Genomic DNA, 25,512 nt, shown 5'->3' with positions numbered 1-25,512 from the left:
CTCTTCACCTCGTGACGTCGCCGGCGTCTGATACGCCAATGCCTGAAGGCGGGCCGCCTACGATCGGGTGAAGCCAGATGCTAGGCTTTGACTTGATCAAGGTCTGGAGATTGTCCGAGGTGGGGGCAACCGGTGTGCGAGCCATTCCAAACTACCGCGCGTGACCGAGCCCATTGAGGTGGGGTTCATGAGGGGGTGCGGAGGTGCTTCGAGATAGTTGATTCGAGGGCCCCGCGTGGACAGAATAGCCTATCTACCGATAGGAGGTTCGTCAGGACACCTATGATTGTCTAGCCCCGGCTGCCTTGCCTGACCGCTTGGCAGAATAGCGCTACGCCCATTAAAGGTCTTCCCGGCCAAGATTAATTCGCCCACACATTCGGGCAAACGACCAATAGTAGCGAGACAAAATAATGAAGGTGTTTGAGTTCGAACATCGACTTATTGATTTTTACGCCCGCTTCTCACGATCCTTCAGCATCATTCGATCTGATGACCTGAAATCGGAGATCGACCGCCAGTACGATGCTAGTCGCTTTTGGCGCCCACGACTCATGAGTATCCTCCCGGAGTTCGGGGCTCTCGATAGGCCCGCGCGCAAGGCGATGCTGAAGTTGCAATTAATGATTCGGTCTTGATGGAATCAATCAACGCTAACCTTCCGTCGAACGTTTTCGCCCACCGCCGCTCCACGGGGACCTGCAATGATTTCACAAAGTAAAGATGAAGAATTTCGATCTTTGTTCTCTGAGTTTGCCAAACACTACCTGAGCACTAGCGAAGGCGAGAAGCACTTACGATTCTATGACGAAGGTAGATTGACGGGTCGGAAGAATTTTGAGGCTATCAAGGCGATGAGTGGTGACGTTACAGACAGCGTTCTGCGCGGTCTGCTGCCTCATACTAATTCTGCCGCGCATCGAGCTTCTGGAGCTTGGATTCACATAGCGCCTACAGTTCAAGGTGACATAAAAGACTGGTTCGAAGGGGTTGGGTGGACCCGCAGGGAGGATTGGCCAAATATCGCGCGAGCCATATTCAGATTTGTTGCTCGTTGTGCGGACGATCCTCGATCGCTCGACGCAGCGTGTTCGGATTTTGTCGCGATGCAGTACACGAAGGGATTCCAGACTGGGCAAATGAGCCCAATTTTGAATGCCATAAGCCCTGACTGCTTCCTGATCATCAACAACAAGAGCCGCAAAGTAATAAACTATCTAACCGACAGCAACTTCAAGCAACCGCTTACGAGCTACGCAGCCGCGAATGAAGCGGGCCGCGCGCTTGTTGCTCAGCTATCGTCCTTCATGCAAGAGACGACTAAGATCGACGCCCGGCCAAGTGACCTATTTGATATCTACTGCCATTGGCTTGTTGCCATTAAAAAGCATGGAGGCGTCAGTGCAGTTGTTGGAAAGAAGATAAAAACTGAGAACAGCGAAGTCATCGTGACGGTCCCCGACGACACCGTCGAGAAGGCGGGATCAACTAGCACAGCCGACGCAACTGAACCACGCCAATCCTACCGTATCCAGGCTGCCCTCGCTCACATTGGTGCGAAGATGGGCTTTCGCATCTGGGTGCCTCGCAATGATCGGCAGAACATCCTTGCCTTGATACCTGTCGATAAGAGAGGGCTCTTTCTTGACGAACTACCGCTCAACTACGATGACGTTACAATAAGAACGATCGAGCAGATTGATGTCATCTGGCTGAAAAATCGTTCGATGGCGCGAGCCTTCGAGGTTGAACACACGACCGCGATCTATTCGGGACTTTTGCGGATGGCAGATTTGCTAGCGCTACAGCCGAACATGGATATTCGATTACACATCGCTGCGCCAACCGATAGGCGGGAGAAGGTCAGGCAGGAGATCCTAAGGCCTACGTTCTCGCTCTTGGAGCGCGGCCCCCTCTATAGGATGTGTTCGTTTCTCTCATATTCAGCTGTGGAGGAGATGAACTCGCTTCCTCATCTGGAGCATATGAATGGATCGATCGTAGACAAATACGAAGATGCATTTGCAGACGAAGAAGACTGAGAATCCTCGCGCCGTGTTGACAGGTGTCAAACCTCACGCTGAACGCCGGCAGAGTCCCCCTTGATCGCCGGTAGTCTGATAACCGTTTCGACTTGATGTCGGGCTTGTATTGATTGTCGCTACGCCGATCGCGACTCGGACGATCTTCTGGCGCTGACTGATATCAACAACGAGCTTCGGTTATGCGCTCTCGAGCAGTCATAGGAGCACTCCCGCCATGCGAAGCTTTTCGGCTCCGAAAAATCTAGCAATCCGATCCGCTTGTTTACGATCGAGCATATAGCATTCGCAGCTTGGTATCGTCGCGGCTACAACCGTCGCCATATTCGACGTGGCAATGTCGCAGCTGGCCCCGTTTTCGATTATCGCGCTTATACCATCGACCGGCAGTTTTCGGGGTATTCTAGATCCAGCACCGACAGTCAGCCGGTTTTTTAGCGCGCTCGCAACGAGGGCCAATGCCGGGCGGAGGGTGGCCTCACGTCGGGACGTCGGAAACCTTTTCGTCGACTTGGCCTTGAATTTGCGCTCCGGCTTGATGAAGAGGCTCTTAGGTGGCGAGACTCCGAATTGTGCTGCCAGCGATAAAACAAAGCGGTTCAAAATCGCTTGGTCGGCATCGTCTTCAGGAACTCCGCCAAGTGTTTGACGGCGTTTCTCGCGAGATTCCGGAGATGGATCGGATCCACCCCTGCCGCCGGCAGTCCCATTGGTCAGGCACCCACCTTCATGGACGCGTTTGAAAAGCCTAATCAATGCGCTCTCGCGTCGATAGGCGTCCTGCGCTACCGTGTAAACGCTGTCGATTTCATAGATCAATCCTGCGCCAACATCCGCGATCGATCTAATGACGTTTAGCTTATGACTTTTCTCCGCGTGGCGCGCCTCATTGCAATGGTGGAATAGGCGGTCGCCCGTTCCCTTCCCTACATAGAAAGGGCGACCGTCTGGTCGTCGAAGAATGTAAACGTAGTGTGTCTCGTTCAGCGTTCGCAGATAGCTGCGCACACTGGAGCGAGTGCCGATGAAGAGGCGACCAGATTTAATTTCTGAATCTTGGGATGACGTGCTCATTCGATCGATACCTCAGCTTTCGGACGGGGAAGTGGTGTCGTTGCCGCTAAGCAGATCGTCACGGAGACGCGCGATTCGATCGGCGGTCTGTTGCTGCATTCGGCTTTTCCATTGGCTTTCGTAGGTATCGAAGGCCTCTCGAATGCTTGCTACTGCGCCGCGCAATGCGGCTTCGAGGCGACCATCGTAAATCGCGACCTCGACTCTTTGTGCGAATACGTGCCAGGGAAACCAAGTTTCAGTTCTCGGAATCGAAGGATTCGTGGGGTGGTCTAGGAGCTCGACTGGCTGATGCCGATCATCCCTAGCTCGATCGAGCCAATGGGCAACGTGCTCAGCATCAACTGGCGTCCACGAAAGCCAATATTGTTCCATGCACTGCTTGTCGTCTGCTAACGGCGTAATGTCCCACATGAATGGAGAATTAACAGTGACGCCTGAGAGCGCGGCAGCTGTTGCGGCGAGATCCTCCTCAACGTCATTCTGATCTAGCGTTACCAGCGGTACAAATTTGCGCCATGCGTCACCTAGCAGAACCCTAGCTGAATGCTCCGGTCCAAGTGACGACAGGTTGTTAGTGGAATAAGCATCAAGGGGGCCCTGGCTTAATATCTCGCCATTGTCATCAAGAACGTTCAGTCGAGCGTGGGCGCGGGTCTCGAACATCGCACCGCACGTGTCATCAGCAGCAGCCGGGGCGAGCACTAATCCGATCTCCCGATAGATATCCAGATTTGCCTGTCGCTCCTCACACTCTGTTATGGGTTGCGCCAGGTCTTCGGCTGTCGGGGTTACAGTCGGCTCGGTACAAGACTCTTGGCACAGGCAAATAGGAAAGGTCAGGCCGGCGTGCCACAGCCGAACGAGAGGAACACTTGGGAGCGGCGGTCCTGCGTCCCACATGTCGATCCAATCTTGGTAACCAGCCAGATTCAGACAAGTCATGCTCTCATCTGCGACATGGAAGCTTGCCCTGTGGCCATCCCACCTCGCGGGAATTCTCCGCAAGCGTGCAAATAGCGCCGCAAGGTCCGATTCGCGTATCACCCGCGCACAAAGTTCTTGCAGAAGAAATGCTAGCTTGTCCGCGGTTTCATGCCTAAGCCCTTCTTCATCGTTGGCTCGGTCAGAGCGGCTCGGTGATCGCCAATAGGACGAATGGCGAAAAATACTGATCTCGCTTTCGTCTGGATCCAGGCCTTTGATGTTGGCGATGAACCTGGCGCGTTCGGCGTACGGCCGCACAAAGCGCGTTTTGATTTTGTTGGCTTGCTCTTCAAAAATTGTTGGGTTTGCTAAGTCGATCGTCGGAGAGATCGAGTAGCGGTGCATATGAAATTCTGAGTCACTATTGAGTTTGCGCCACTTACTTTTCATTGCGGCGATGGTCGCGTCGTTTCTTCCTTCCTTATGGATCAACAAACCGAGTGCTTGTGCTGCCCGCAGCCTATCTTCCCGGCTTGTCCATTTCAGATGACCATCATCAGCCGATCTTTTGTACCGCATTTGGAGGTCGCGAAGTTTCATCTGCTCGATGTGTCGACGCCTCTCTTCGTGAGCTCTCGGATCACGGTCACTGTCCGAGAAGAACCGACGCTCACCCAGACGCTGAGGGAAGCGTATGATGTTGTTGTCCATGGTGCCCTCAATGTCTTGATCGGTATCGACGACCGATGGCCGTGTTGTGGATGGGAAAGACGGTCACGACTTCGGCCTGCGCCTCACTCCAAATGAGCGCAAATTTGCTCAGCTTGTCAGATCGCATGATCGTTTTGGCGTGGCGCTTGCTAACTCGAACCAGTGTGCAGTGGCTGCCAACATTCTTTTCGATGTCGGCGTTGGTCAGCATCAACTCGATCATTTCTCGGCTGATACCGCGTTGGCGGGCGCGAAGCTGAGCATGTCGGGATAGACTGATCATTGTGGGCTCCGTGGTTTGAGCCTCACCTTGCCCTCCAGCTAACCCAGCGTCCGCAACAAAATGGGATAATTATATCTAAATTTTGGTATCAAAATTGGTACTGGCAAAAAAACGCTAATAATCAGCCGGTTGCCGAAGACCGTGGACGATGAAAATTCACGTGAGCTTAATGCTCGCGGCCCCATATTCCACCGTTGGCTAGGTCGGATAGCTCAATCGTTGATGCTTCGGGGTCCGAGTAGGCACGCTCAACCACGATGTGCGGCGTCTCGCAAATCAAGCGGTGCTGCTGGGGAGTGGCAGTAACCGATCCCGCCTAGACTTCGCACCCAGCCAGACCGGAGACGTGGAAGTGTCCTTCCAACTGACCGTCTTGAAAGTGCTGGCCGGCCAGTCCGCCGGGCGCGCCTCTGTTCCCGAAGTCCGGGATGCGGTCGAACTCCTGATGAACAGCGGCAAAGACTGGACCGATCGCATGAAGCGGTTGGCCGAACATGCGCCCGACCTGAATATCTTCTCGGCCAAATTCATTCTTCGCGACGCCGCCGGCTGGGAGATCACGCAGGAGGGGCGGCAATTCCTGACCGCTCTCGAAACAGCTGTCGCCGTTCGAAGATCGCCTCTTCGCTCAGTCGATCCGCCGGCGATCGAAGCCGCGCCGACGATGGTGACCGAAGCGGCAACGTCGTCTGATCCTCCCCGAAACCGCCGTCAGAGGACGCGTCGTCGCCGCGGGAAGGATCGGTCCGGTCGGCGTATGGCATGAAGAGGTTGACGCTTTTGCGCCGTCCCCGCAAGCATCGTTGGCATTAACCTTGCTGCAAGCATCGCAATACAGCGACCTATGGCGGGAGCTGTATCAGCTTGAGGCAATCACGATGGACCAGACGTCCCATTCCGGAATTACAGGCCCGATACAGCTGCAGGCGCTGATCGCTGATCTCAATTGGAGAATTCAGCTATTGAACTCCGACCTCGCGGAGGAGAACGTCAGCGGCACTTCGCGTTCAATGCTCGCGCAGCATTTGAAGGCGCGCCACAACAATCTCGTTGCTACGGTCGCTATGCTGGAGAAGCAGCTGGCGTCCATTGGTTCTGTGGTACGAGCGCCCCAACCAGCGCTCCGGGGAATACGTCGTAGGCGCAAGTGCCATGATGCTCAACCGCGCGGCACGATCGCAAATCCTCGTTTGATTGCCGTTTGAAAAACAGACTTCAGACCGGGGTCTTTCAGCACTTCGTCACCGGCGCTGAAGCCGGCGACCCGCCGCCAATCGAAGTCGACACCGGCCTCGGGGAGAACTGTGGCGTTGAAAGCATACGCTGTTCGGCCGGGTTGATCGGTCGCTCCGCCTTGCTCAACGAATTTCTGAAGCCGGTTCATCTGTCCCCCTGTTACCAGTGAAGGGCAGCTTGCCATGCTTGGAGTAGGGCGGCAACGCAGGCAGCCGCCGCCCGTGAATTCCATTTGATTTGAAGGGCGGCGGTTCGTCGAACGTCGATGCTCTATTTGCCAAGCTGGCGGCCCATCACCCAGTGTTGGCCGATGAGGTGGAGCGGACCATACGAGCCGCCCAGTCCTAGTCAGCCTCAGAAAGCTCTGCGCCGAACTTCTTGCTCAGTCTTCACCGCGTTGCAGACATAGCAACGGAAAAACGTGGACGGCTTCGTATTTCCCACGTGGCCCAGAGGACCATAGGACCCGCGCCATGAACATCGTCGGGGCCAAGCCACTGATCACTGCGATCGCGGCCTAAGACGTCCTTTACCTGTTCGCACATCTCATACAGTAGCGGAAGCTGAATAGACGGATACCACGTACTTGTCCTTTAGCTTCGAGGCATACGAGCGAAGTTCGTCAGTAAGACGCCCGTTAGTTTCAAGGCTGTTCAAGCACTCTTCAATGTATGCGACCTTTATCCGACGCCGAAATAGAGGTCTCACCCCGCTTAAGATCGTCTGCAAGGGCTTGTGAAGTGATCGGTTCGCGAATGGAAGCAAGAACACGAGCTGGTCTTCCTCATTTGACGACAGTAGCGAGATGTTGCGCAAGAGCTGATAGTTTCTGAAAAAGGTCGTCTCGTTGAGAAAGTCCTGAGAGACTATGCTCGTCAGACGCGGCCTATAGATGTTCTGCAGCTTTAGTTGATGTTTTAGATCATTTTTCGTCGTGCCAAATCCCGTTTCGGATAGTTTGACTTCGCAGAACACCCTCGCCTCGGAGGTGCGCCACATGACGTCGGCATTGGTGCCTTCATCGAGGTCGGCGATGTGTTCAAATTCCCAGTCGGAGGTCACGTCCTGGTCAACGCCCAGTGCGCGGCTCAGTGCTCTTGCAGGCGCTGGGCCAGAGGAGAAGAAAGGGAAGAAGAGATTGAAGACGAATGCCTGCGACGAGTTGAGGTGATGGAAATATTTGTGAAGCCTTACGCGGGGGTGTGCCTTCAGATACGCTTGCAAGGCAGCGCGTGGGGGCTCTAACAAGTTTAGATCTTGCCGTCCCTTGGGCAAGATATGCGGATACGTCTTTCCTCGATACGTCCCCGCTTCCAATATCCCCAGAGCGATTCCTGCATGGTCTGCCAGATGCGATTGCAGCGATTGTTGATAGCTGGGCGCTATGGACTTGGCCATGATTCCTTCCTGCAAAATGGAATTTAACCGAAAAGCAAATGAAAGCGCGGGTGCAAATTGGTTGTGCCATCAGGCTAGAGTGTCCGAAGGAAGACGACCTCTGCATCTTAGGGGGTTACGAGCGCCAATCAGGGCAAGTTCCTGGTCAACGTGAAGCTGGACGGTGACCGGGCAGACGTCCAAGGCGGCAATCCAGCCGTACAAGGCAACCTTCGATCCGGGCGATGATGCCGTGGACATGGTACCAGATCAGCCGCCTCCTGTCCCACCAAGCTAAAGAATCAAGAGCAATCATGATGGACGGGAAGACCCTGACGAGTTGCTTCAAGGAATGCTTGGAGCTGCTCAATCAAGTCCTCAGCGACTCGTCTATCAATCTGAAGAGTTGTGGTACCCGCTGCGTTGTCAGGCAGCCAAGTACCCACCGCGGAGATTGCGGCAACGTCGGATCCTGGCTTCACCCGAAGTTGCACATCCTCGACCAGGAGACGCTGAGGCGGAATAGTCGTCCCTTGCACTGAGCCTGATAGAATTTGGTTATTAACGGCTGCGGGAGAAACCTTTAGAATTGCATCGGCTAGCCATACGGCATGCTTGTAAGAAATCGTCCATTGCTGCGGACATTCGACATTCGCCTGGTCTATCAGAATTGTTATTGAAAGCCCGTCTTCGGAATTCACGACTTCGCGAATTCGCTTTATTTGGAATTCTCGCGGCTCATCGGGCAATTGCTCCACTCCGAGTTTGATCGCGCTATTGACGCTTGGAAGGTCACTTTCTGGATAGGAGCCAAATGATCGCACCTATAATGATGATTGTCCAAACGAGGCGATCGCTGCCCATAGTCCGCTGCTTTTCGCCAGGCCTGAACCGGTGACCACAACTTAGACAAGTGATGTAGATGCGGCTGCTCATGAGCAGACCCGTCCATATGTTCCAGCCTCGCTTCTCCGCGTGAACTTGCCAAGATCCGCACTTCGGACAGGTTACAGGACGGTCCGCTAGGACGAATTTGTTCGGACTGTCGGTCGTCTTTGCCAGCGTCGGAGTGGCATCCGATCCGTCAACGGTTTTGGCGGCGGCCGCCGGTAGACCGCAGTGAGGACAACTCGCCGCCCGATCGCTGATCGATTTGCCACACTCCTCACAGGCAATCAGTGCCATCGCAATGCCACTCTCGAAAATCGTGATTTGAATATGCCTTTGCCTATTCAGGCGAGGAAGAATCCTCCCACAGCCGACGGTCGAGAGGGGGCGTGGTTTTACGGAGGTTAGCTCCTTTGGAAGTCTCGATGCCCGTCAATCGCTTTTTGTCCAAAGGTTGCCGCTACCTCATTCCTTAGCGGCATCAGAGATCGGCAAATGTCGAAGGCACAACTATCAAAGAAATTATAGATGGCACCTTCTCCATTGATAGTGACCCATTTGTTCAGAGAGTATTCGATCACGGATGATCTATTAGCATCCAAGTGGCTCCCTCCCATTTTGTTTGCTAAGAATGTAATCACGGCGCGTGGCTTGATGGGCCGCTGTGCAAGAATCATAAGTCTTTCATGGTCCAGGTAATCTTGCAGCTTGTAAGGACGATATGCCATGCCGGGTGGATGTGATTGCGTCGTGATCGGTGGGAAGAACGGGACGACATCAGGCGGGAGGTTTTGTGCGTCTGCTCCGTCGGAGCCATAAACATCCGCAACAAGAACGATGAGTCGGCTACGGCGTTGTTTTTGAACGTGGAATGCCAGCCTATTACCAGCGCCATCGAGAGTTAGTATCCGAAGCGAATGAGCCATCCGCAAACGGGTGAATGGGTGCAAGGGCCGCTGGTAGCAGCAAGCTAGCAGATCATCGACATGCCAGACGAATAGCTGATCGAGGTAGTCATTCCCCTCTAACTTTGTCCAGTCTCGTCCCATCACGATGCCTTGCTAGGTGGAAACGAATACAGCTCCTCAAATTTACCATCCACTAATTGGCCAGTAGACCACTCCGAGAATTGCACAGCCTGATGATCGGCCACAGCAGCGATCAATCCGCTCTCAACGTCGAACGTCTTGTATTGGGCCTGCGCTTCGTATCCCCGGATGAAGTGTTGAGCGCCAGCGCAAATCAGTCCGGAGCCAGTGACGCCATGAGCGCGACTGGATAGCTTTGGACGCAGAACTGCATGGGGAAGGTGGATGAGTGGCTGATGCTTCAAGCCGCCGAGTTGGAGCCATATTCTTTGCTCCCTTTGATCGGCCGTGGGTAGCGTAAGCGCCGCTCTCTTGCCGCCGTCATCGGCGACGCAAAGTCCAAATGATCCGTCCGAAGCAAATTGAAAGAAGCCACCGAGTGGGATGCCATCAAAATCCGTAACCACTCCTTTGAAATCAACCTGCATTTTGAAAAAATCCCCACCGACCAAGAACGCAGATCATCTTGCAACCATTAGTGGCCCACAACCCGTGGTTCTACGGCGTTGAAAGTGTAAACTAGTTCACAAACCAGCGGCGAATGGGCTGCTAGATCGTTCCGCGCTGAGAGACTTCAGGGGATCAGTAGGCGCCGTCGGGACAGTCCATTTCGAGCCCGGCGGCGTAGCTTTTTCAAGGACCGTTTCGACGGCGGTCGCGTTTGCTGAACATGCTGCGAAATCCTCGAGGGAGCCTCGGAAATTCATCATCCGGTTTTGGCCTGTTGCACTTCGGGCAGGGCGCGCCAGCACCACCGCAGCGGCACGCGTGATTGCCGGTCCAGGGCTGGTCCGGGTGGTTCTTGCAGACCCATCCGGTATCGTCGCAGAGAATGCAAGCGGGCTCGGTCATCGCATCAGCTTGAACAGTTCGAGGACATCGGCCAGTCTCAGCATAGCGCGCCTTGCATGTGCAACCCGCCTAATAATGGACTGCCTTGCCCCCTGAAGCAGCGCAATGAGCGCCCAACTAGATCGGTCTGATCTTCTCTTTGAACTTGCGGTTGATGAGCATTTCGACCCGCCGCTTTGCCAGCTCGGGTAGCCTTGTGCGCACGGTGGTTCGTATCAATTCGTCGTCTAGCTCAATGACGACCTCGAATTGGTCGTCGTATTGGCGGGTCGCGCTGAACGTGACGCCTCTGTGGCTGTGAGTAGTGGGCATGCGCGGGACTTAACAATCGACGCGCCCGGTCTGTACCGGAAAGTACGGGCAATCGTCTCGCTCCAGGAATAGCCCTATGCGCCTGTGGATCAGTGGCCGCGCACGAACCGTATGGCGGAGCTAGCACCCATGCCGACAGCGGCAGACATCGCAACAGAAAACAGGACGCGCCAAAGGTCGGCTTGCTTAGGTTCGAAAGCTGGCTCGTTTTACCGATCCACACTTGTCCCATATTTTGAGGTAAGATCAACGATCAGCGTAAGCCGCGGACGTACGGGTGGTCGGTCCTGCGCGAGCATTCCTTACACCGCATGTAGCGCTCCAACTCGTGGATCGGTGTCCACTTTAGTCGGAGGACGATGTCGAGCGCGACGGTCAGATGAGTGCTGTCCCTGTCAGACGAGCGTGGCGTGTAAATGTAGGTTTGAGGCGCATCACCTTGCTCGGACTACCTTTGCGACGCGCAATCCAGTTTTGATCGCTTCGCGGTGCGAATTGCTTGCTGCAAAAGAGCTCGCGCGCATTTGGCGCTTCCTGTGACGGAAGTGAATGTCTATGGCCACGCTTCCCTTGTGCCGAGGCGAATTGATGGTGCTAGCGAAATGGAACTTCGGAAGGTTTTTCAGCTAAGCATCGGCATCATGCCAACGGTTCGGCGAACGAACGTTTACGGTGACGAAGAAAATCGGCTCTATTTGTTAAAGCTGGATCGCGATGTCGCTAGTTTTGGGGGGCGTGAGCGGCACGAGACGTTTGGTAAGATCATCGTAAAGGTAGGTCATGCGAAGGAGCCGAAGTAGCGCCGTGACGCGCACAATTCGCGAAAGCTTGGGTGGAGAATTATTTCTCGGCGACAAATCAAGTTTGATCGTGGCCTTCTGACGTTACTAGCCCCACTAGCTTCAAGATTTCCGGCGCCTAACGTGGGGGTGATGGGAGTGCTCGCATCCTTTTTAGAACCAAGCGTCCTTCACTTAGCGGCAGACGGTTCGTCCATACCTCATCGATCTGCTCAGTGCCATTCGGTCGGGACGGGATTCCATCAAATTCAAATACTCGAATGCAGCCAATTTGATTAAAGGCCAGGAAGAGTGATGGTCAGGTCGTGGTCGACTCAGATTCTGTGATCCGCTGGAATTCGAATAGCAGCTCCTGGAAGTGCTTGGCGAGGTAGCCAACGACCTTGCCATTGCGCAACAGCTTTGAGACGTAGCCGACCGCCAACACCAGATCGAGATGATCGGTCCCATAGGTTTGTTCGGCGACCTTGAATTCGCGGGCGAGGGAGGCTGATTCCCGTTCCATCAGCGCGACCTGCTCGTCCGACAGACCCTTGGGTTGGCGCGGCGTATAGCCGGCCGCCAGTTGACCGCGCGGCGTCGCCACCACCAACGAGCGCACATAGCTATTCGAAAAATTGTTCATCGCGATCATCAGCTCAGCCGCCTCGATCTGTCTAATCGGAGCAAGTTTGCGCAGTTCTGAAAACGTGTTGAGTGTCAAATGCTTTTCTTTGAGCAGCTCAACCGCCTCGGCGCAGATGCCATCTAACAGTTTGCGTCGCCGACGGATGCTGGCGACATCGACATTGAGTGCTTTGGCGATCCGCGCCTCCGAGACGCCTTTCTCGATCGCTTTGAGGATCATCCGATGTTCCTGAATGATCGCGATGCGGTTGACCCTCTTGTTATAGGTGAAGGCCTCGTCCTCGGTCGACACCAGGCATTCGATTTCCGCCAGACCAGAGTCCTTCAAGACCTCCAACCGCAGATGGCCATCGAGCAGCAGGAACTTGCCGGTGGTGTCGCGGCTGCGCGCCACGACTGGCGGCTCGACCAATCCGATTTCGGCGATCGAGGCCGCGATTTGGCGGTACTTTGCCGAGCGCTTGACCTCCTCCGACACGAGCTTGAGGGGCTGTATGTCAGCAAGTCGGGCGACCAGTGTGCGCTCCTCAAAGCTCATGCGGACAGAAATATGGGGTCGGCGCGCCATGGCTCATCCCTGGCCGTGCAGGCGGACCGCAAGGTTCTTGGGTAACGTATCGAGCTTTTCGCCTTCCAAAATCGTCAGAAAGTCCGGCTCGGTGAGCAGCTTCCGTAGAGCCTCGAGAATGAAAACCAGCCGCGCCTTGGTGCTGTTGGATTTGCGGACCAGGACACGCTTGCGGTCAACGTCTTGCCGGTACGCCCGCAGCAGGGCATTCGAGCTGATCGGGGCATCGTCGGTCCGGCGTGGGCCAGTCTTGTATCCCTTGCCGCGGCGCCGCCGCTGCTCGATCAATTTCTTAGCCGCGAGCAGCCGCTGGCCGCGCAATAGCTTCTCCTCATAGGCGTGTTGCAGGACGTTCTGGACATCATTGTCTTCGGCCTGGGCGATCAAGACGGCAATGCTGACTGGCAACTGCCCGGCCTCGACCGCCCGCAATAGCCGTTGTTCGCCACTCTCTAACAAATTGCTCACACCCTTCACATACTCGACGGTTAGCCCAGTCTTGCGGGCGATGTCGTCGAATTCATAGCCCCTTTGCCGTAGGCCTTCGATGTCGTGTAGCAGGTCAATTGAGCGATGCTGGCGCCTGGCACAGTTCTCGACCAAGCTCATGATCGCGCTGTCTTCATTGGTCGCATCGATGACGACCGCCGGGATATCGCGCTGTCCGAGCGCTTGGTAGGCCTCCAGCCGCCCCTGGCCGCAGACAAGGTCGTAGCGCTGCTCGCCGTCACCCATCTTACGTCTCACCGTGATCGGCCGCTTCAGCCCCAGTTCGGCAACGCTCGTGATAATCTCTTTGAAGATACGCCGGTTCCGAGCCCGTGGGTTCACCACATCGATCGCGCTGATCGAAATCATCTCAATGGATTGAGCCGAGCCCATAGCTGACCTCCATCAGTTGCGAACGAGCGGCAAGCTCGAACAGCATATCCAGGGTGTCGAAGCGGTACGCATCCAGCACTAAGCCATTGTCTTCGGCCAGCGAAGCACTCGAGTGCTCAATCTCGAACCGCGGCAACAGGTAGTAGTCGAGGATGCCGCTGTTCATCTGGTTCATGCGAATCGCGACAGTGATGTCGGGGCGCAGGCCAGCATCGAAGCGAATTTTCCAACGATATGAGCCGGCCACCGTCTCCTGCGCTCGAACCAGACATAATGAGGTTGTGAACTCGTCATTGACCGAAAGCAGGTCGGTTTCGACGTTCTGCTCGACTGTGCCGCCAATATCCTCGATACCCCGGATCGTTGTCTCGATCAGCTCGGGATACATCCGCCGGAGTGCCCGGTTAATCTCAATATAGCGGTAGTCACGCTCTGGGGTAAAACCGATCAGTTCATATGCCCGGACAAGGCTTCCGAATCGAGCCCGGTAGGCGCTGCTCGAGGGCCCAAGCTCCAACTCGTCGATAATGATGCCAGACAGGTAGCCGTGCTTTTCGAGCAAGCCCCGCAACAAGTCCAGCAATTCTTCATCGGAATAGGTCTTGGCGCGATCGTCGATGATCTTCTGTGCCGCCTGGAAGGTTTCGTCATCGACGATCGAGTCAAACGCTTTGTCGTGTCGAATCCAGCGCTCCGGTGGGTTATAGACTCGGTGACCTTTCAGCTTGCACGAGCAGCGGTTCCAGACGTTGTTGCCGACATATTTTTCGTTGATCAGGATCTGGTGCACAGTAGCCCTACTCCAAGGGCGACCGAGATCAGTCTGGATGCTCTTATCGTTGAGATAGGTCGCGATCTCGCGCTCGTCTTTGGCGTGATGCACGAAACTGTCGTAGATAAAGCGGATAATCTCGATTTCTTCATTGGGGCCGGGAACAAGGATGATTCGATCGGTCTGAATGCTTTTGTGCTCTCCGCGAACCAGCGCCCCTTTGGGCACGCCATTTTGATCGATCAATTGTCGCCTCAGCCCGTAGCCAGCTGGTCCGCCTTGACGATAGCCAAGTTCGATCAACCGTCGCTGCCCGGCAAAAACCTTGACCGATAGCTCGCGGCTGTATTCGCCGGCCATGGCCCGCTTGACACCTTTCACAATGGTCGAAACAGGGCTTCCATCATTCTCGAACTGTTCGGCGCAATAGCGCACCGAGATGCCGGCTCGTTTGCAGATGTATTCGTAGTAGGCGCTTTCATCAGCATCCTGAAAGCGGCCCCAACGACTGACGTCGTAAACCAGGATTGTCGAGAATTCCGCTGCTCCGCTTTGCACGTCGTTGATGAGCTGCTTTAGCGCGTCTCGGTCATCTAAGTTCAAGCCGCTCTTGCCGCTGTCTTCGTAAGTCGTCTGTATCTGAAAGCCGTGCCGAGCAGCATATTCGCGAATCGCCTGTGATTGATTGGCGGTTGAGTACTGTTGATGGTCGGTCGACATGCGCACGTATTCGGCCGCAAGCGACCGCGCATCAACGCGCGTTGCGGAAGTAGGTACATTTGATGATCCTAAGACAGTCATGACTGCCCCACTAACGTCAAGAATACGTGATGATCTGGCCGGGACGACGAGACTAGGCCCCGTGTCGCATGCCAGCTTGTTTGCTACAGCGCGTCACGGATCAGGTCCTCGCGGAGGCCCGCGGCTGGGCCCGTGAGGCCGGCTTCCGGGGCCACTGGCGCATCGAACTCCCAAGCGCCCCATTCGGATAGCTTACGCAGAGAAGCGCCTCATTCCCGCTGCTAGGCCCGCGGAGGCCGTGCATGTGTCCATGCTGCAAGGGGTGGCTTTGAGTAGAATTTAGCAACTTCTGCCTTTCTGATAACAAAACCATATGCTTAGCCACCTTCTGGGGCAGAGGGTACCTTCTGGGCAGAATGCGACCCCTACTGAGACCAAGCATGTGATTCTGCGGCCAGAAGGGCAGAAGGGCTGTCGGGTCCAATGAGACCGTCCGGTTCAAAATTCCTCTCGCCAAACCCAGCCGTTTGCCGTTTGTTTTGAGCTGATGCCCATGTTTTTTCGCGCGGTCTTGATCTGCTCTGCTGTGATGCCGCGTTTCGTAGCCTCCTCGATCGCATGCTTTGCGGGCACCGTCCGACTGCCATCTAGCTCTGGCTGCGCGCGGTCCATGATGGATTGTAGAAACGCTTGAACCTTTTGCTGCTCGCCGCGCGGCTTCCTCCTCTTGTCGTTGCCGCCGCCCCGCGAGGCGGCACCGACAGCTTGATCGGCGGTGATGTCCACCACGCCTTCCCACACTACGCGTGGCGCCGCGATGCTGTCGTGTGTTGCGGGGTCCTGACCGACGACGGTTTCCGCGATGCGATATGCTAGTGTTGGCATCCTTACGTGCGCATTACTCTTCGCGTTGGCGAAGAGTACGCGACCAGTCGGAATCATCGAGCCGTCTTCGTCCTCCTTGAGTTCCTCGGCGCACACATGCCCAATTCGTCCAGCGGCAATAAATGCTTGACTGCCAATGAAGTGGTCGATGGCCTTTTGCCCTGCACTCTTTGCTGGATGGGTGATCGTCGAAATCGCGATGTTATTGCGCTCGGCGAAATCCTTTAGAGGCCCTAGCTGGCTACGAACCTCTGTCGTCTTGTGACTGTCCAGCTTTCCGCCCATGAACGCGGTGATAGGATCGATGGTGATAAGGCCGACTTCTCCTATGTCGGTCACGGCCTTCTCCAATATGTCGAGATCGTCGCCGAGTAGAAACTGACGATTCTGACCATCCCGCTTTATGCTCTTAAGAATGTGCACGCGATCTAAGCCGGCATTAGCGGCCAGCAGCCTCGGCACCACCTCATCGTCCAATACGTCTTCGGCCGTCAGCATGATCACATTCGCAACGGGCAATGCCTTGGCACCATCTGGCCACGCGAGGCCGGCGCTCACGCAGGCGATAAAGTGAATTTGCGTCTGCGATTTCCCGAGACCCGGAATGCCGGTAAGTAATTCCTGGGCGCCTCGAAGCAGATGACCAGGCCAGATCCATTGTTTTGCCTTGATGACGACATCCTTAGCGCAAACCAGGTCGTAACCGTTCGAGTCAACCAGCTTAGTTGCTTTTAGCTGTTTGATTGATGGCATACTCATGCCGTCACCTCGCCGCTAAGCAGCCCACGATATAGCGCGCGCCAGCCGCGATCGAATTGATCCGCGTACCAGAAGACGGTCTCGATCCCGATCGACCGTAGATGGCCGCAGTCTCGCCACTTACGCTCACACTCTCTGGGATCGTATTTGGTGGACTGTTGCGACCACTCATCAAATAGCTTGTAACCTGCATCGCCGAGTGCGGTGTGGATTGCACCGCCGATGCGATACCAAATCTCGTAGTCGTCGCTGGGAATGACCGACAGAGCTGCTCTGATCTTTAGCTCAATTTCCTTAGCCGGCTCAGGCAGATAGACGAAGGGATTATCTTCTGGGCGAAGTGAAATGCCGGCGCCGCGGTCGGCCCGCATCATGGCGGCTTCTGTCGGAGTCAGGATATCAGCGGCTTCGCGTTTGGTTGACGCTTGTGGTTGCGCAACACGCCTTTTCCGCGAGTCTTCGCCTGACTTGGGCACAAGTTCTACCAACCACCGAGGCGCTTGGGCTATGTCGAGGCCATTCAGCCATCGATATTGGCCGCCGCTTGGATGACTCGACGGCGGCGCGATTACCATGCCGCCTTCGCCCCTAATGTCGATACCGAGTGCGCGGGTCTCACCTTCAATCAAGATGTCGGACGCACTATTCTTGATCTTCTTACCCATCGGCAACTTGAAGTAATAATGCACCGATCCGGTTGGCGATTCCGCCATCAATGTGGATGGGAGCGGCCCGTGCCTGTCCTCCAAGGCGCGAAGCGCGGTAAAGCCGTCGTGCTTGTGACCCGTGACGCTGGGAGTATCGACATCGAGAACAAAGAAGCCATTTACCGATCCTGTCGGAATGCCGAGCGGATCGTCCGGATACATGGTCCAGAGCCTTTGTATCTCCTCAGGATCTTTCGTCATCGCCCAGTTGAGGCCATTCTTCCTTTTGCCGGACCAGCGACCTTGCTTGGTCCACTTGCCTGGCTTTGACAACTTGAAACGCGCCTGGAAAACGTACCAGCCCTGCGCGGCGCAGGCCAAGGCTGCTTCCACGTGGCCCTTCATGACTGAAACCCGTTATCGAAAAGCCATTTCTGAATGCTGGGAATAGCGGAACAGGTCAGGCCAGATTCGTATCCAGAGACGCGGACGTCACCGCTTGTAGTTGCGAGCAGGGCCACTTTGCGTCGACAAAAACGACACTGCTTCACCCACCTGCGGTCTCCAATTTCCGCAAAGCCAAGATGACGAGCCGCCAACTGCAACCTTGCGTCCGTCTGCGCCTTGAGCGACGCGGCGGCATCCATCGCTTTGCTACAGGCTTCCCAGATTTTGTCACTGTCGGTCCAATCACTGCTGTTTGTGGCGGCTTTCGTTGTAGGCACACTTTGGCTGGACGCGGCCTTCTTGCGGCTTATAGAATTTTTGGCAACCTGATCCGGCTTGCCGTTCTCGACGGCTCTTTCCTTTGCGTATGTCATGCTGCATCACCCGTTCTTTCGAGTGGGCGCAGCATCGGCGCTTATTTTGGCGCGTGCCTTTGCCTCACGTTCCGTTTGCCACTCGATAATGGCGCGACCAAACCATCCTCTTGCTCTGCCCGTGTCGCTGAGCGAAACGGGGGACGGGATTTCACCGTTAGCAATCTTTCCGGCCAGTGCAGTGGCGCGGTAGCCAAAAAAGCGATGACCGTCGGCGACGCGATAGAACCAGTCGGCATTTATTGGCTGATTGTCGATGGGGTGACGCCGGCGTTTTGCCATTGGGGCTCTCCAGGTTTTATTGCCAGGTGGAGAGTCATAACGTCACCCGTAACCGCGAACCGGGACTATTTGGCACCCGGTTTGCGGCTAGATCGTTGATACCGCGTCATGTGAGCAAGCAGATCAATCTTGGGGTCACCAAACAAAATGCTGGAGAGCTGGTGCCAATCATTTTTGCGCGTCAGCTTGATGGCCTCAACGAGGCCCCTTTTCTTGACCAGCCAGTACTCTGTCAGTTTATAGGCCATCTCCACCGCTACACGCTGACGATGACTGGCGCGCCCTAGCGGCATTGGTAGCTTCTCCCACTCGGACGTTAGCTGTTCGCAGAAGTCGATCGCGCCCTTAAGGTCGAATACTTTGTCGAATTGAATTTGCTGGAGCGGTGGCAAGTCATTATAGGCGACCTTGGCCCTGCTTATTGCTTCGGCGAGGCGCTTCACGGCCCTTACGGTTTCTTTGGATCGTGGCGATCGGATTCTTTGTTCCTCTTCGGCACGATTAACGAAACTGATGGCATATCTGATAGTTTCTCGGCACGTCGCCCGCTCCGTAGCGGTAGGCCTGAGAATATCGAGGGCCTTGCGAATCTCGCCTTGGTATTGCCCCTTCCCGGGTAGGAACATTTCATCCGGGATAACGAAATCAAGCTGCCCGTCATCAACGAGGCTAAGGGGAAAGTGGCGATCCCTGACGTTCATGGCTTCGAGAAGCGCCGGAATCTCACTTTTGTCGATCATTTCAGGTCCTTCCGCATAGCAACGACATCACCCGAACGTTTCGGTAGGTTGCAATACCTCGCCCAATCGGCCATGAGGCGAGCGCGCTTGGCGAACAGATCCCCGCGCCGATAGGCAGCTTCCACCTTGTTCCCAATCACGTGGGCAAGTGCCATTTCGACGACATGATTCGGATAGCCGGTCTGCTCCGCCGCCCAATCCCGAAATGTCGACCGGAAGCCATGGACGGTTATGTCCCGTCGACCCATGCGTTTCAGCACTTCGGCCATCGCCATATTTGAGATTGGAAGGCCCTTGCGGCCGCCGGGGAATACAAAATCTCCTTCACGCGGCATCGCCTTCAAAATTTCGAGTGAACGGCCGGTCAGTGGCACGCGATGCTCTTTCTTTGCCTTCATGCGTCCGGCGGGGATCGTCCAAAGTTTCTTATCCAGAGCGATCTCTGACCAATGAGCACCGATGACTTCGCTCGTGCGGCTGGCGTTAAGAATAGTGAACTCCAACGCCCTGGCCGCAATGCCCTCGCGAGCGGCGAGCTGGGCAATAAAATCTGGTACTTCAGGAAAAGGCAGTGCCGCGTGGTGCTCGATCTTCGCAATAGTGTTGCGCGCGGGGAGGGCGTGGACCAAGTTGCCGTCCCAGGTAGCTGGATTCTCTCCGGTCCGATAGCCCCGTGTCTTCGCGAAATCGAGAACAGCTTCAATTCGACCGCGGACCCGGCTCGCTGTTTCGGTCTTAGTGTACCAAATCGGCTCGATCGCCTTAAGGACCAGTGTTTTGTCTATTGCTGCAACGGGTAGCTTTCCTAACGTCGGGTAGGCGTACATCTTCAATGTCGAGAGAAATTGTGCCGCGTGCTTGGCATTATTCCATTTGCGCGAGTGAAACTTGAAATATTGGTCGGCGCATTCTTTGAAGCTCACACTCGCTGCTGCGGCCACGGCGCGCTCGGCGGCTTGGCTGGCGCGCTCCTCGGTTCGAGCATCGATCGGGTCGATCCCATCTTTTAGCAACTGTCGTGCTCTACGAGCGCGCTCACGAGCTTCCTCGAGCGTGAAGTCGGCGACTGGGCCAAGGCCCATCGCGCGCTCGCGCCCACCGCGCTCGTAACGCAGGAGCCACGAGCGACCGCCGGTAGCTGTCACCTGCAAGTAGAGGCCCCTACCATCACCATAGCGGCCCGGCTCGGAGAGTTTTGCGACCTGCTTTGCAGTCAATGGCATAGGTTAGTATTCCTGGATTCCCAAACCCCCGGCTGTACTCCCGGCCCGGCTGGAGCGGCACCTATCGGGTAATATCGGGTCAAAACGGGCAGGAACAAGTCGCGAAATGCTTACGGCGCAGGGCTTTCTTAGCTTCTGCAACGGGGGCGTTTCGAGCCTCTCTGGGCCGTGCCGGGCACTAAAACGGCGGTCACTCTCTCCGCCATTTCCACGATCCTTGTACGCCAAACTACGGTTGCGTCCGCTTGCGTTCGCAAGTTGTGCTGAATGCACGCCGATGGCCAGGGCAATAGCAGAAGCCGTTCATGGGACGTGGTCGGGGCGGAATTGCCGCACCGAAGCCGCCGATCGTCGGCAGAACGACAACAACGCGGCAAAACGCCATTGCCGATGCCGGCCGAATTGCAGACCGCGATCGAGCCGTACGGGACGCCGATCCCTCGCTGCCGCGGCGTGGGGACACGCACAATGGATAATCCGGAAGGAGTAGTGGGCTCCCCCATGCGGAGAAATAGCGCGCGCCGATGAACTGCATGAAACTACGACAAAATGACCGATCGGCGAGGGCGCAGATCCCATGGGACAGACCGCAAAAAGGGAATTGCACCCGTTGCGCATGCTGGCGCTGCTGATTCCGCTGCTTACGACCGTTCCGCTGTCCACCGTGGATGCACAGGCGCAACCTGCTGCACCGCGCCAATTGCGACGTGAGCCACCGCCGCAAAAGCCGCAGGTGACGATGAATGCCTGGACGGTCGGCCTCGCTGGGGGCCTGCTCGAGGGCGCGCCCATTCGTCTTGCGGCCGAAATCGCCCGCGTCGTGGACGATGGCGACAAGCTGCATGTGTTGCCGGTCGTGACGCGCGGCCCGACGGAGAATGTGAACTCACTGCTGTATTTGCGCGGCATCGATGCCGCCATCATCAATTCCGACGTGCTCGAGGAATACAGGAGCCAGGTGCCCGATATCCAGCAACGGCTGGCTTTCGTGCTGAACCTGTTTCCGTCCGAACTGCATATCTTCGTTCGTCCCGAGATCCAAAGCCTGAGTGATCTCGCCGGCAAGAAGGTGAACTTCAATAATCTGGGTACTGCGGCAGCCTATTCGGGGCCGCTGATCTTCAGCCGCCTTGGCCTCGATGTGGAAAAAACCTTCATTCCCCATCAGGTCGCGCTCGAGCAGATGCGCAAGGGCGAGATGGCCGCGGTCGTCTTCATCACCTCGAAGCCGGTGGATGCTTTCGTGCGCGGCCGCTGGGAGCCGGGGTTCAAGTTCCTGCCTGTTCCCTATGACAGGAGGTTCGAAGACTTTTATCTTCCCGCCTCGCTCGAGGCCACGGAGTATCCCAATCTCATCAAGCAGGGCGAGCGCGTCACGACAATCGCGGTGCCGACCGCTCTGGTGGCTTTCAACTTTCCGACAAAGTCGAATCGCTATGAGCGCCTTGCGCGCTTCGTGGAGTACCTGTTCTCGCGGATCGACAAGCTGCAGCAGCCGGGCTTCGACCAAAAGTGGAAGACGATCAATCTCGCCGCAACCGTTCCCGGCCTGACGCGCTTCCCCGCAGCGCAGGCGTGGCTCGATCGCGAGCCGCGCGCCGCCGCAAATCCATCGCAATGAGACGCGCGGCGACCTGCGCGGTGGCTGGAGTCTTGCTCGCAAGCGGCATTGCTTCGGCGCCGGCGGCAGGACTTCGCCAGATCGCCCAACTCCGCGATTGCTCCGCCAAGGAACGCTCCGAACGGCCGGAGTGCTCCGAAAAGACACCGCGGGCGTCACCGCTGCCCCAGGCGAACCAGGGTAACAGCTGGGTCGTTAGCCTGACCACTTCACCGCTCGACTATTCACCGGTCGCCACCGCCACGACGTCATCGCGCGACGGTGCCGGCGAAAGCGGAATGACGCTTTCGATTCGCTGCCATGGCGGGCGGAGCGAACTGATCGTCGCCGGATCCCGCGTGTCCGGTCGCGGCGATGGATATGCGATTTCCTACCGCATCAACGACGGTCCGCCGCAGCAGGTCGCGGCAGCCGTGCCCGCGTCCGGGATCGGCGTTGCGTTCGGCGGCGACGTGATTCGCTTGCTGCAGTCCCTTCCGGACGGCGGAGGTCTCAGTATTCACCTCGCACCCCGTACCGGACCGGCGCTGGATGCGGTGTTTCCGTTGGGCGGGATGGATGTGGTGCGCGCGAAGATCACCGCTGCCTGCAGGTGGCCACAACCGACCGCAAAACCCAACGGCTAGGGATTTGAATAACGTGTCTTTAACAGGAGAGGTATCCATGCGCGTGTTTCAGCATATTGCGAAGGTAACCATCATCGGAGCCGCAACGGCGCTCTTGGCCGCTTCATACGCTGCGGCGGAGCAAGGCGGCGGACGATATTGGACACCGACAACAACGAACCGCACTGCGGACTATCAGCACGTTTCAGAAAAGGTCCAAAGGGTTCACGTCTCGCGCAAGGCGACGACCCACAAGAGGGAACGGTCTCCTCTCAACGCCAACGCCCGGCTTCCATCCAACGCCAAGTCGCACAACCTGATCCTGCAGGTGAACACGAACGATCCCGCAGCCATGAATCTCGCGCTCAACAACGCAATCAACGTTGCGCAGTATTACAAGGATCTCGGCGAGAAGGTGAAGATCGAGGTGGTCACCTTCGGACCCGGCCTGCACATGCTGCGCGACGACACCTCGCCGGTGAAAGCCCGTCTTGAGGAAATGGCGCTGAGCACGCCGGAGGTCTCGTTCAAGGCCTGCGGCAATACCCAGGAAAAAATGCACAAGGCCGAAAACAAGGACATCCCGATTGTTCGCCAGGCGGAGGTGGTGAAGTCAGGCGTCGTGCGCGTGATGGAACTGCAGGAGAAGGGCTGGTCCTATGTGAAGCCGTGATCTGCGGCCTAACCCGAAAGGGGTGGGTGGGGTCCTCCATGCGGGCTGTAGGCTTCGCGCTGCGGTACGGCGCATAATGCCGTACCTCAACAGATCGTGTCGCCGCGCGGCAGGTGATTGCAGATGGGCCCGGTGATCCTCAAGGACAAGGAAGTTGCCCGCTGCGACGTCGCAGATTCGTCGTGCCGGCTGCTGCCCAAGGCGGGACGGTCCGCGCTGTCGTGGACGACCGCTGCCTTGCTCGCAATGGCGTGCGCGCCGGAAACACGGGCGTCCCCGGCCCCGGCGGGCCCGTCGACGCAACCGCAGCATGCGGCGGCCGCCCGCAGTCTCGGTTTCATCGAAGCGGCAAGGAGCGGCGCTCTCGAAGCCTCGCCGCCGGGTCGAGGCGGTAATGACAGACCGGTGCAGGTTGCCCAAGCGAGCGTCAGCGACACGGGGCAGGCTTCGAAACGGGAATACAACTGGGCGGAGTCGCTCTCCTGCGAACTGACGAATGCAAGACGTGACATCGAGTTGCTGCAACGCCTCGAGCAAGAGCGCTATCGGGCCGAGTCGATGGAGCAGAGTCTCGCGGCGGCGCGCCGCGATATCGAGGCCCAGGCCGCGTTGACGGACAAGGCGGTCCAAGAGAAGCAGGCCGCGCAGGGCGGCGCGGAGTTGCTGAACTCCCTGCAAGAGACGCGTGAGCGGGCGGAGCGCCTGGAGCGGGATCTGGCGGCAGCGCGGCGTGATGTCGAAACCCAGACCGTGCTGGCGACAAAAACGGGTGAGGAAGCGTCTGGGCTGAAAGCAGCGGCGGAAGGCGGCGCGGCTGATCTACAGCGGGAGCGCGAGCGGTCCGCGCGGCTCGAGCAGGATCTCGAGGCGTTGCGCCGCAACGTCGAGACCCAGACTGCGCTGGCGGCAAAGGCAGGCGAGGAGGTTTCCCGGCTGCAGGGGATGCGTGAGAGCGGCGCTATGGAGCTGCAGTCGTCCCTGCAACGGGAGCGCGAGCGGAGCGCGCAGCTGGAGCAGGATTTGGCGGCAGCGCGGCAGGATGTCGAGACCCAGATGGCATTGGCGACAACGACAAAGGAAGAAGCTCTGCGGCAGAAGCAGGCAGCGGACGTCGGAGCTGCCGAGCTCAGGCAATTGCGCGAACGAGCCGAGGCGCTGGCACGAGACCTCTCGCTGTCGCGGAGCTCGATCTATGCATACGAAGCCCAAGTCCGCAAATCCGGAGACGAAGCGACGGAGCTCAAGCAGGCGGTTGCAAGCTGCACGGCTTCGGCCAGCAAATTCGCACCCGACGAAGGTGAGCGGTTCGCGCGGCTGGAGCGGGATCTTGCGGCTGCTCGCAGCAATGTCGAGACCCAGGCCGCGCTGGCGACCAAAGCAGGCGAGGAGGTTTCCCGACTGAAACAGCAAAGCGAAAGCGGAGCGGCCGAGTCGCAGGGCTCCCTGCAAAAGGAGCGAGAGCGGTCCGCGCGGCTGGAGCAGGATCTTGCGGTCGCGCGGCGTGATGTCGAGGCCCAGACCGCGATGGCGGCAAAGGCGGCCGATGAAGCCCTGCGGCAGAAGCGGACGGTGGAGGCCGGGGCCGCCGAACTGCGGGAATCGCGCGCGAAGGCCGACGCGCTGGCACAGGAGCTTTCCCAGACGCGAAGCACGATCTACGCCTTCGAGGCGCAGGCACGCAAGGCCGGTGAAGAAGCGGCGGAGCTCAGGCAGGCGGCCGAGAGCGGCGCAGCTTCGGTTCACAAAGCCACACCGGACGAACGTGAGCGACTGGTGCGGCTGGAGCAAGATCTTGCGGCTGCCCGCCGCGATGTCGAGACGCAAACCGCGCTCGCGGCGAAAGCGAGCGAGGAAACCGCCCGACTGAAGCGGGAAAGGGAAAGCGGTGCGGCAGAGTTGCAGAACTCACTGCAAGCGGCGCGGGCTGACCGGCTGGAGCAGGATCTTGCGGCAGCGCGGCGCGATGTCGCGACCAAGACGGCGCTGGTGACGAAAGCAGACGAGGAAGTATCCCGGCTGAAGGTGGTGGAAAAGAGCGGCGCGGCCGACCTGCAAAGGGAGCATGAGCGGTCCGCC

Annotated in this window: 22 protein-coding genes; 6 read left to right on the top strand and 16 right to left on the bottom strand. The window is 57.2% G+C overall.

Features of this window, described 5'->3' with window-relative positions; translation table 11 throughout:
* Positions 1–704: 704 nt before the first annotated feature.
* On the top strand, positions 705–2,042 hold the full coding sequence (locus AKL29_RS10020; protein ID WP_152977506.1) for a hypothetical protein: 1,338 nt from the start codon (positions 705–707) through the stop codon (positions 2,040–2,042).
* A 198-nt stretch (positions 2,043–2,240) separates the two neighbouring features.
* On the opposite strand, the gene AKL29_RS41750 is transcribed toward AKL29_RS10020, so the two are convergent.
* Genes AKL29_RS41750 through AKL29_RS10010 form a run of 3 tightly spaced genes read right to left on the bottom strand, consistent with a single transcriptional unit; the run spans position 2,241 to position 5,037 of the window.
* A complete protein-coding gene (locus AKL29_RS41750) occupies positions 2,241–3,116 on the bottom strand; it encodes a GIY-YIG nuclease family protein (protein ID WP_152977505.1) in 876 nt (291 codons plus the stop codon).
* Positions 3,117–3,128: 12 nt separating this feature from the next.
* Positions 3,129–4,754 carry a hypothetical protein gene (locus AKL29_RS10015; RefSeq protein ID WP_050384028.1) on the bottom strand — a complete coding sequence of 542 codons (1,626 nt, stop codon included), beginning with the start codon at positions 4,752–4,754 and terminating at the stop codon, positions 3,129–3,131.
* A 7-nt stretch (positions 4,755–4,761) separates the two neighbouring features.
* Entirely contained in the window at positions 4,762–5,037 is a 276-nt protein-coding gene (locus AKL29_RS10010) for a DUF4258 domain-containing protein (protein WP_152977504.1), read from the bottom strand.
* A gap of 352 nt (positions 5,038–5,389) precedes the next feature.
* Between AKL29_RS10010 and AKL29_RS10005 the strand changes: the two genes are divergently transcribed.
* Positions 5,390–5,803, top strand: a complete 414-nt coding sequence (locus AKL29_RS10005; RefSeq protein WP_063779900.1) for a hypothetical protein — start codon at positions 5,390–5,392, stop codon at positions 5,801–5,803.
* Positions 5,804–6,196: 393 nt separating this feature from the next.
* On the opposite strand, the gene AKL29_RS41745 is transcribed toward AKL29_RS10005, so the two are convergent.
* From AKL29_RS41745 to AKL29_RS09935, 13 genes are all read right to left on the bottom strand, one after another.
* Complete coding sequence (locus tag AKL29_RS41745) at positions 6,197–6,421, bottom strand: hypothetical protein (RefSeq protein ID WP_152977503.1); 225 nt, start codon at positions 6,419–6,421, stop codon at positions 6,197–6,199.
* 398 nt (positions 6,422–6,819) lie between these two features.
* Positions 6,820–7,671: a PGN_0703 family putative restriction endonuclease gene (locus AKL29_RS09990; protein WP_050384024.1), complete on the bottom strand. Its 852-nt coding sequence runs from the start codon at positions 7,669–7,671 to the stop codon at positions 6,820–6,822.
* Between the two features lie 281 nt (positions 7,672–7,952).
* Positions 7,953–8,399 carry a hypothetical protein gene (locus AKL29_RS41740; RefSeq protein ID WP_152977502.1) on the bottom strand — a complete coding sequence of 149 codons (447 nt, stop codon included), beginning with the start codon at positions 8,397–8,399 and terminating at the stop codon, positions 7,953–7,955.
* A gap of 1,187 nt (positions 8,400–9,586) precedes the next feature.
* Complete coding sequence (locus AKL29_RS09980; RefSeq protein ID WP_050384022.1) at positions 9,587–10,054, bottom strand: hypothetical protein; 468 nt, start codon at positions 10,052–10,054, stop codon at positions 9,587–9,589.
* 1,834 nt (positions 10,055–11,888) lie between these two features.
* Positions 11,889–12,785, bottom strand: a complete 897-nt coding sequence (locus tag AKL29_RS09965; RefSeq protein ID WP_050384019.1) for a plasmid partitioning protein RepB C-terminal domain-containing protein — start codon at positions 12,783–12,785, stop codon at positions 11,889–11,891.
* A 3-nt stretch (positions 12,786–12,788) separates the two neighbouring features.
* Positions 12,789–13,667, bottom strand: a complete 879-nt coding sequence (locus AKL29_RS09960) for a ParB/RepB/Spo0J family partition protein (protein ID WP_050384018.1) — start codon at positions 13,665–13,667, stop codon at positions 12,789–12,791.
* Positions 13,645–15,240, bottom strand: a complete 1,596-nt coding sequence (locus tag AKL29_RS09955; RefSeq protein WP_082190534.1) for a recombinase family protein — start codon at positions 15,238–15,240, stop codon at positions 13,645–13,647. The genes AKL29_RS09960 and AKL29_RS09955 overlap by 23 nt, the downstream gene beginning before the upstream one ends.
* A gap of 438 nt (positions 15,241–15,678) precedes the next feature.
* Positions 15,679–16,824: an AAA family ATPase gene (locus AKL29_RS09950; protein WP_082190533.1), complete on the bottom strand. Its 1,146-nt coding sequence runs from the start codon at positions 16,822–16,824 to the stop codon at positions 15,679–15,681.
* A complete protein-coding gene (locus AKL29_RS09945; protein ID WP_050384015.1) occupies positions 16,821–17,876 on the bottom strand; it encodes a bifunctional DNA primase/polymerase in 1,056 nt (351 codons plus the stop codon). The genes AKL29_RS09950 and AKL29_RS09945 overlap by 4 nt, the downstream gene beginning before the upstream one ends.
* Positions 17,873–18,292, bottom strand: coding sequence for a hypothetical protein (locus AKL29_RS41725; protein WP_152977499.1), 420 nt, complete (start codon positions 18,290–18,292; stop codon positions 17,873–17,875). The genes AKL29_RS09945 and AKL29_RS41725 overlap by 4 nt, the downstream gene beginning before the upstream one ends.
* 6 nt (positions 18,293–18,298) lie before the next feature.
* Positions 18,299–18,574 (bottom strand): hypothetical protein, encoded by a 276-nt coding sequence (locus AKL29_RS41720; RefSeq protein ID WP_152977498.1) that lies wholly within the window; start codon positions 18,572–18,574, stop codon positions 18,299–18,301.
* A gap of 65 nt (positions 18,575–18,639) precedes the next feature.
* Positions 18,640–19,314: a hypothetical protein gene (locus AKL29_RS09940; protein ID WP_050384014.1), complete on the bottom strand. Its 675-nt coding sequence runs from the start codon at positions 19,312–19,314 to the stop codon at positions 18,640–18,642.
* Positions 19,311–20,537: a tyrosine-type recombinase/integrase gene (locus tag AKL29_RS09935; protein ID WP_050384013.1), complete on the bottom strand. Its 1,227-nt coding sequence runs from the start codon at positions 20,535–20,537 to the stop codon at positions 19,311–19,313. The genes AKL29_RS09940 and AKL29_RS09935 overlap by 4 nt, the downstream gene beginning before the upstream one ends.
* Positions 20,538–21,153: 616 nt before the next feature.
* On the opposite strand from AKL29_RS09935, the gene AKL29_RS09930 reads away from it, so the two are divergent.
* The 4 genes from AKL29_RS09930 to AKL29_RS09915 all read left to right on the top strand — a co-directional run.
* Complete coding sequence (locus tag AKL29_RS09930) at positions 21,154–22,158, top strand: TAXI family TRAP transporter solute-binding subunit (protein WP_050384012.1); 1,005 nt, start codon at positions 21,154–21,156, stop codon at positions 22,156–22,158.
* Positions 22,159–22,190: 32 nt separating this feature from the next.
* A complete protein-coding gene (locus tag AKL29_RS09925; RefSeq protein ID WP_244481883.1) occupies positions 22,191–22,784 on the top strand; it encodes a hypothetical protein in 594 nt (197 codons plus the stop codon).
* Between the two features lie 37 nt (positions 22,785–22,821).
* The gene (locus tag AKL29_RS09920) at positions 22,822–23,436 is read left to right on the top strand and encodes a DsrE family protein (protein ID WP_028335221.1); all 615 of its coding nucleotides are present in this window, start codon (positions 22,822–22,824) and stop codon (positions 23,434–23,436) included.
* A gap of 123 nt (positions 23,437–23,559) precedes the next feature.
* The coding region (locus tag AKL29_RS09915) for a coiled-coil domain-containing protein (RefSeq protein WP_160321727.1) at positions 23,560–25,512 on the top strand (1,953 nt) is incomplete at its 3' end.

Source organism: Bradyrhizobium pachyrhizi (assembly GCF_001189245.1).
GTDB classification, from domain to species: Bacteria; Pseudomonadota; Alphaproteobacteria; order Rhizobiales; family Xanthobacteraceae; genus Bradyrhizobium; species Bradyrhizobium pachyrhizi.
The sequence above is the reverse complement of the archived record's forward strand: the minus strand, read 5'-3'. Positions and strand labels throughout refer to the sequence as shown.

Excerpts from the sequence above, each read along its gene's own strand:
- AKL29_RS10020 (WP_152977506.1), top strand. The coding sequence starts at position 705 with ATGATTTCACAAAGTAAAGATGAAGAATTTCGATCTTTGTTCTCTGAG.
- AKL29_RS41750 (WP_152977505.1), bottom strand. The coding sequence starts at position 3,116 with ATGAGCACGTCATCCCAAGATTCAGAAATTAAATCTGGTCGCCTCTTC.
- AKL29_RS10015 (WP_050384028.1), bottom strand. The coding sequence starts at position 4,754 with ATGGACAACAACATCATACGCTTCCCTCAGCGTCTGGGTGAGCGTCGG.
- AKL29_RS10010 (WP_152977504.1), bottom strand. The coding sequence starts at position 5,037 with ATGATCAGTCTATCCCGACATGCTCAGCTTCGCGCCCGCCAACGCGGT.
- AKL29_RS41745 (WP_152977503.1), bottom strand. The coding sequence starts at position 6,421 with ATGAACCGGCTTCAGAAATTCGTTGAGCAAGGCGGAGCGACCGATCAA.
- AKL29_RS09990 (WP_050384024.1), bottom strand. The coding sequence starts at position 7,671 with ATGGCCAAGTCCATAGCGCCCAGCTATCAACAATCGCTGCAATCGCAT.
- AKL29_RS09980 (WP_050384022.1), bottom strand. The coding sequence starts at position 10,054 with ATGCAGGTTGATTTCAAAGGAGTGGTTACGGATTTTGATGGCATCCCA.
- AKL29_RS09965 (WP_050384019.1), bottom strand. The coding sequence starts at position 12,785 with ATGGCGCGCCGACCCCATATTTCTGTCCGCATGAGCTTTGAGGAGCGC.
- AKL29_RS09960 (WP_050384018.1), bottom strand. The coding sequence starts at position 13,667 with ATGGGCTCGGCTCAATCCATTGAGATGATTTCGATCAGCGCGATCGAT.
- AKL29_RS09955 (WP_082190534.1), bottom strand. The coding sequence starts at position 15,240 with ATGACTGTCTTAGGATCATCAAATGTACCTACTTCCGCAACGCGCGTT.
- AKL29_RS09950 (WP_082190533.1), bottom strand. The coding sequence starts at position 16,824 with ATGAGTATGCCATCAATCAAACAGCTAAAAGCAACTAAGCTGGTTGAC.
- AKL29_RS09945 (WP_050384015.1), bottom strand. The coding sequence starts at position 17,876 with ATGAAGGGCCACGTGGAAGCAGCCTTGGCCTGCGCCGCGCAGGGCTGG.
- AKL29_RS41725 (WP_152977499.1), bottom strand. The coding sequence starts at position 18,292 with ATGACATACGCAAAGGAAAGAGCCGTCGAGAACGGCAAGCCGGATCAG.
- AKL29_RS41720 (WP_152977498.1), bottom strand. The coding sequence starts at position 18,574 with ATGGCAAAACGCCGGCGTCACCCCATCGACAATCAGCCAATAAATGCC.
- AKL29_RS09940 (WP_050384014.1), bottom strand. The coding sequence starts at position 19,314 with ATGATCGACAAAAGTGAGATTCCGGCGCTTCTCGAAGCCATGAACGTC.
- AKL29_RS09935 (WP_050384013.1), bottom strand. The coding sequence starts at position 20,537 with ATGCCATTGACTGCAAAGCAGGTCGCAAAACTCTCCGAGCCGGGCCGC.
- AKL29_RS09930 (WP_050384012.1), top strand. The coding sequence starts at position 21,154 with ATGCTGGCGCTGCTGATTCCGCTGCTTACGACCGTTCCGCTGTCCACC.
- AKL29_RS09920 (WP_028335221.1), top strand. The coding sequence starts at position 22,822 with ATGCGCGTGTTTCAGCATATTGCGAAGGTAACCATCATCGGAGCCGCA.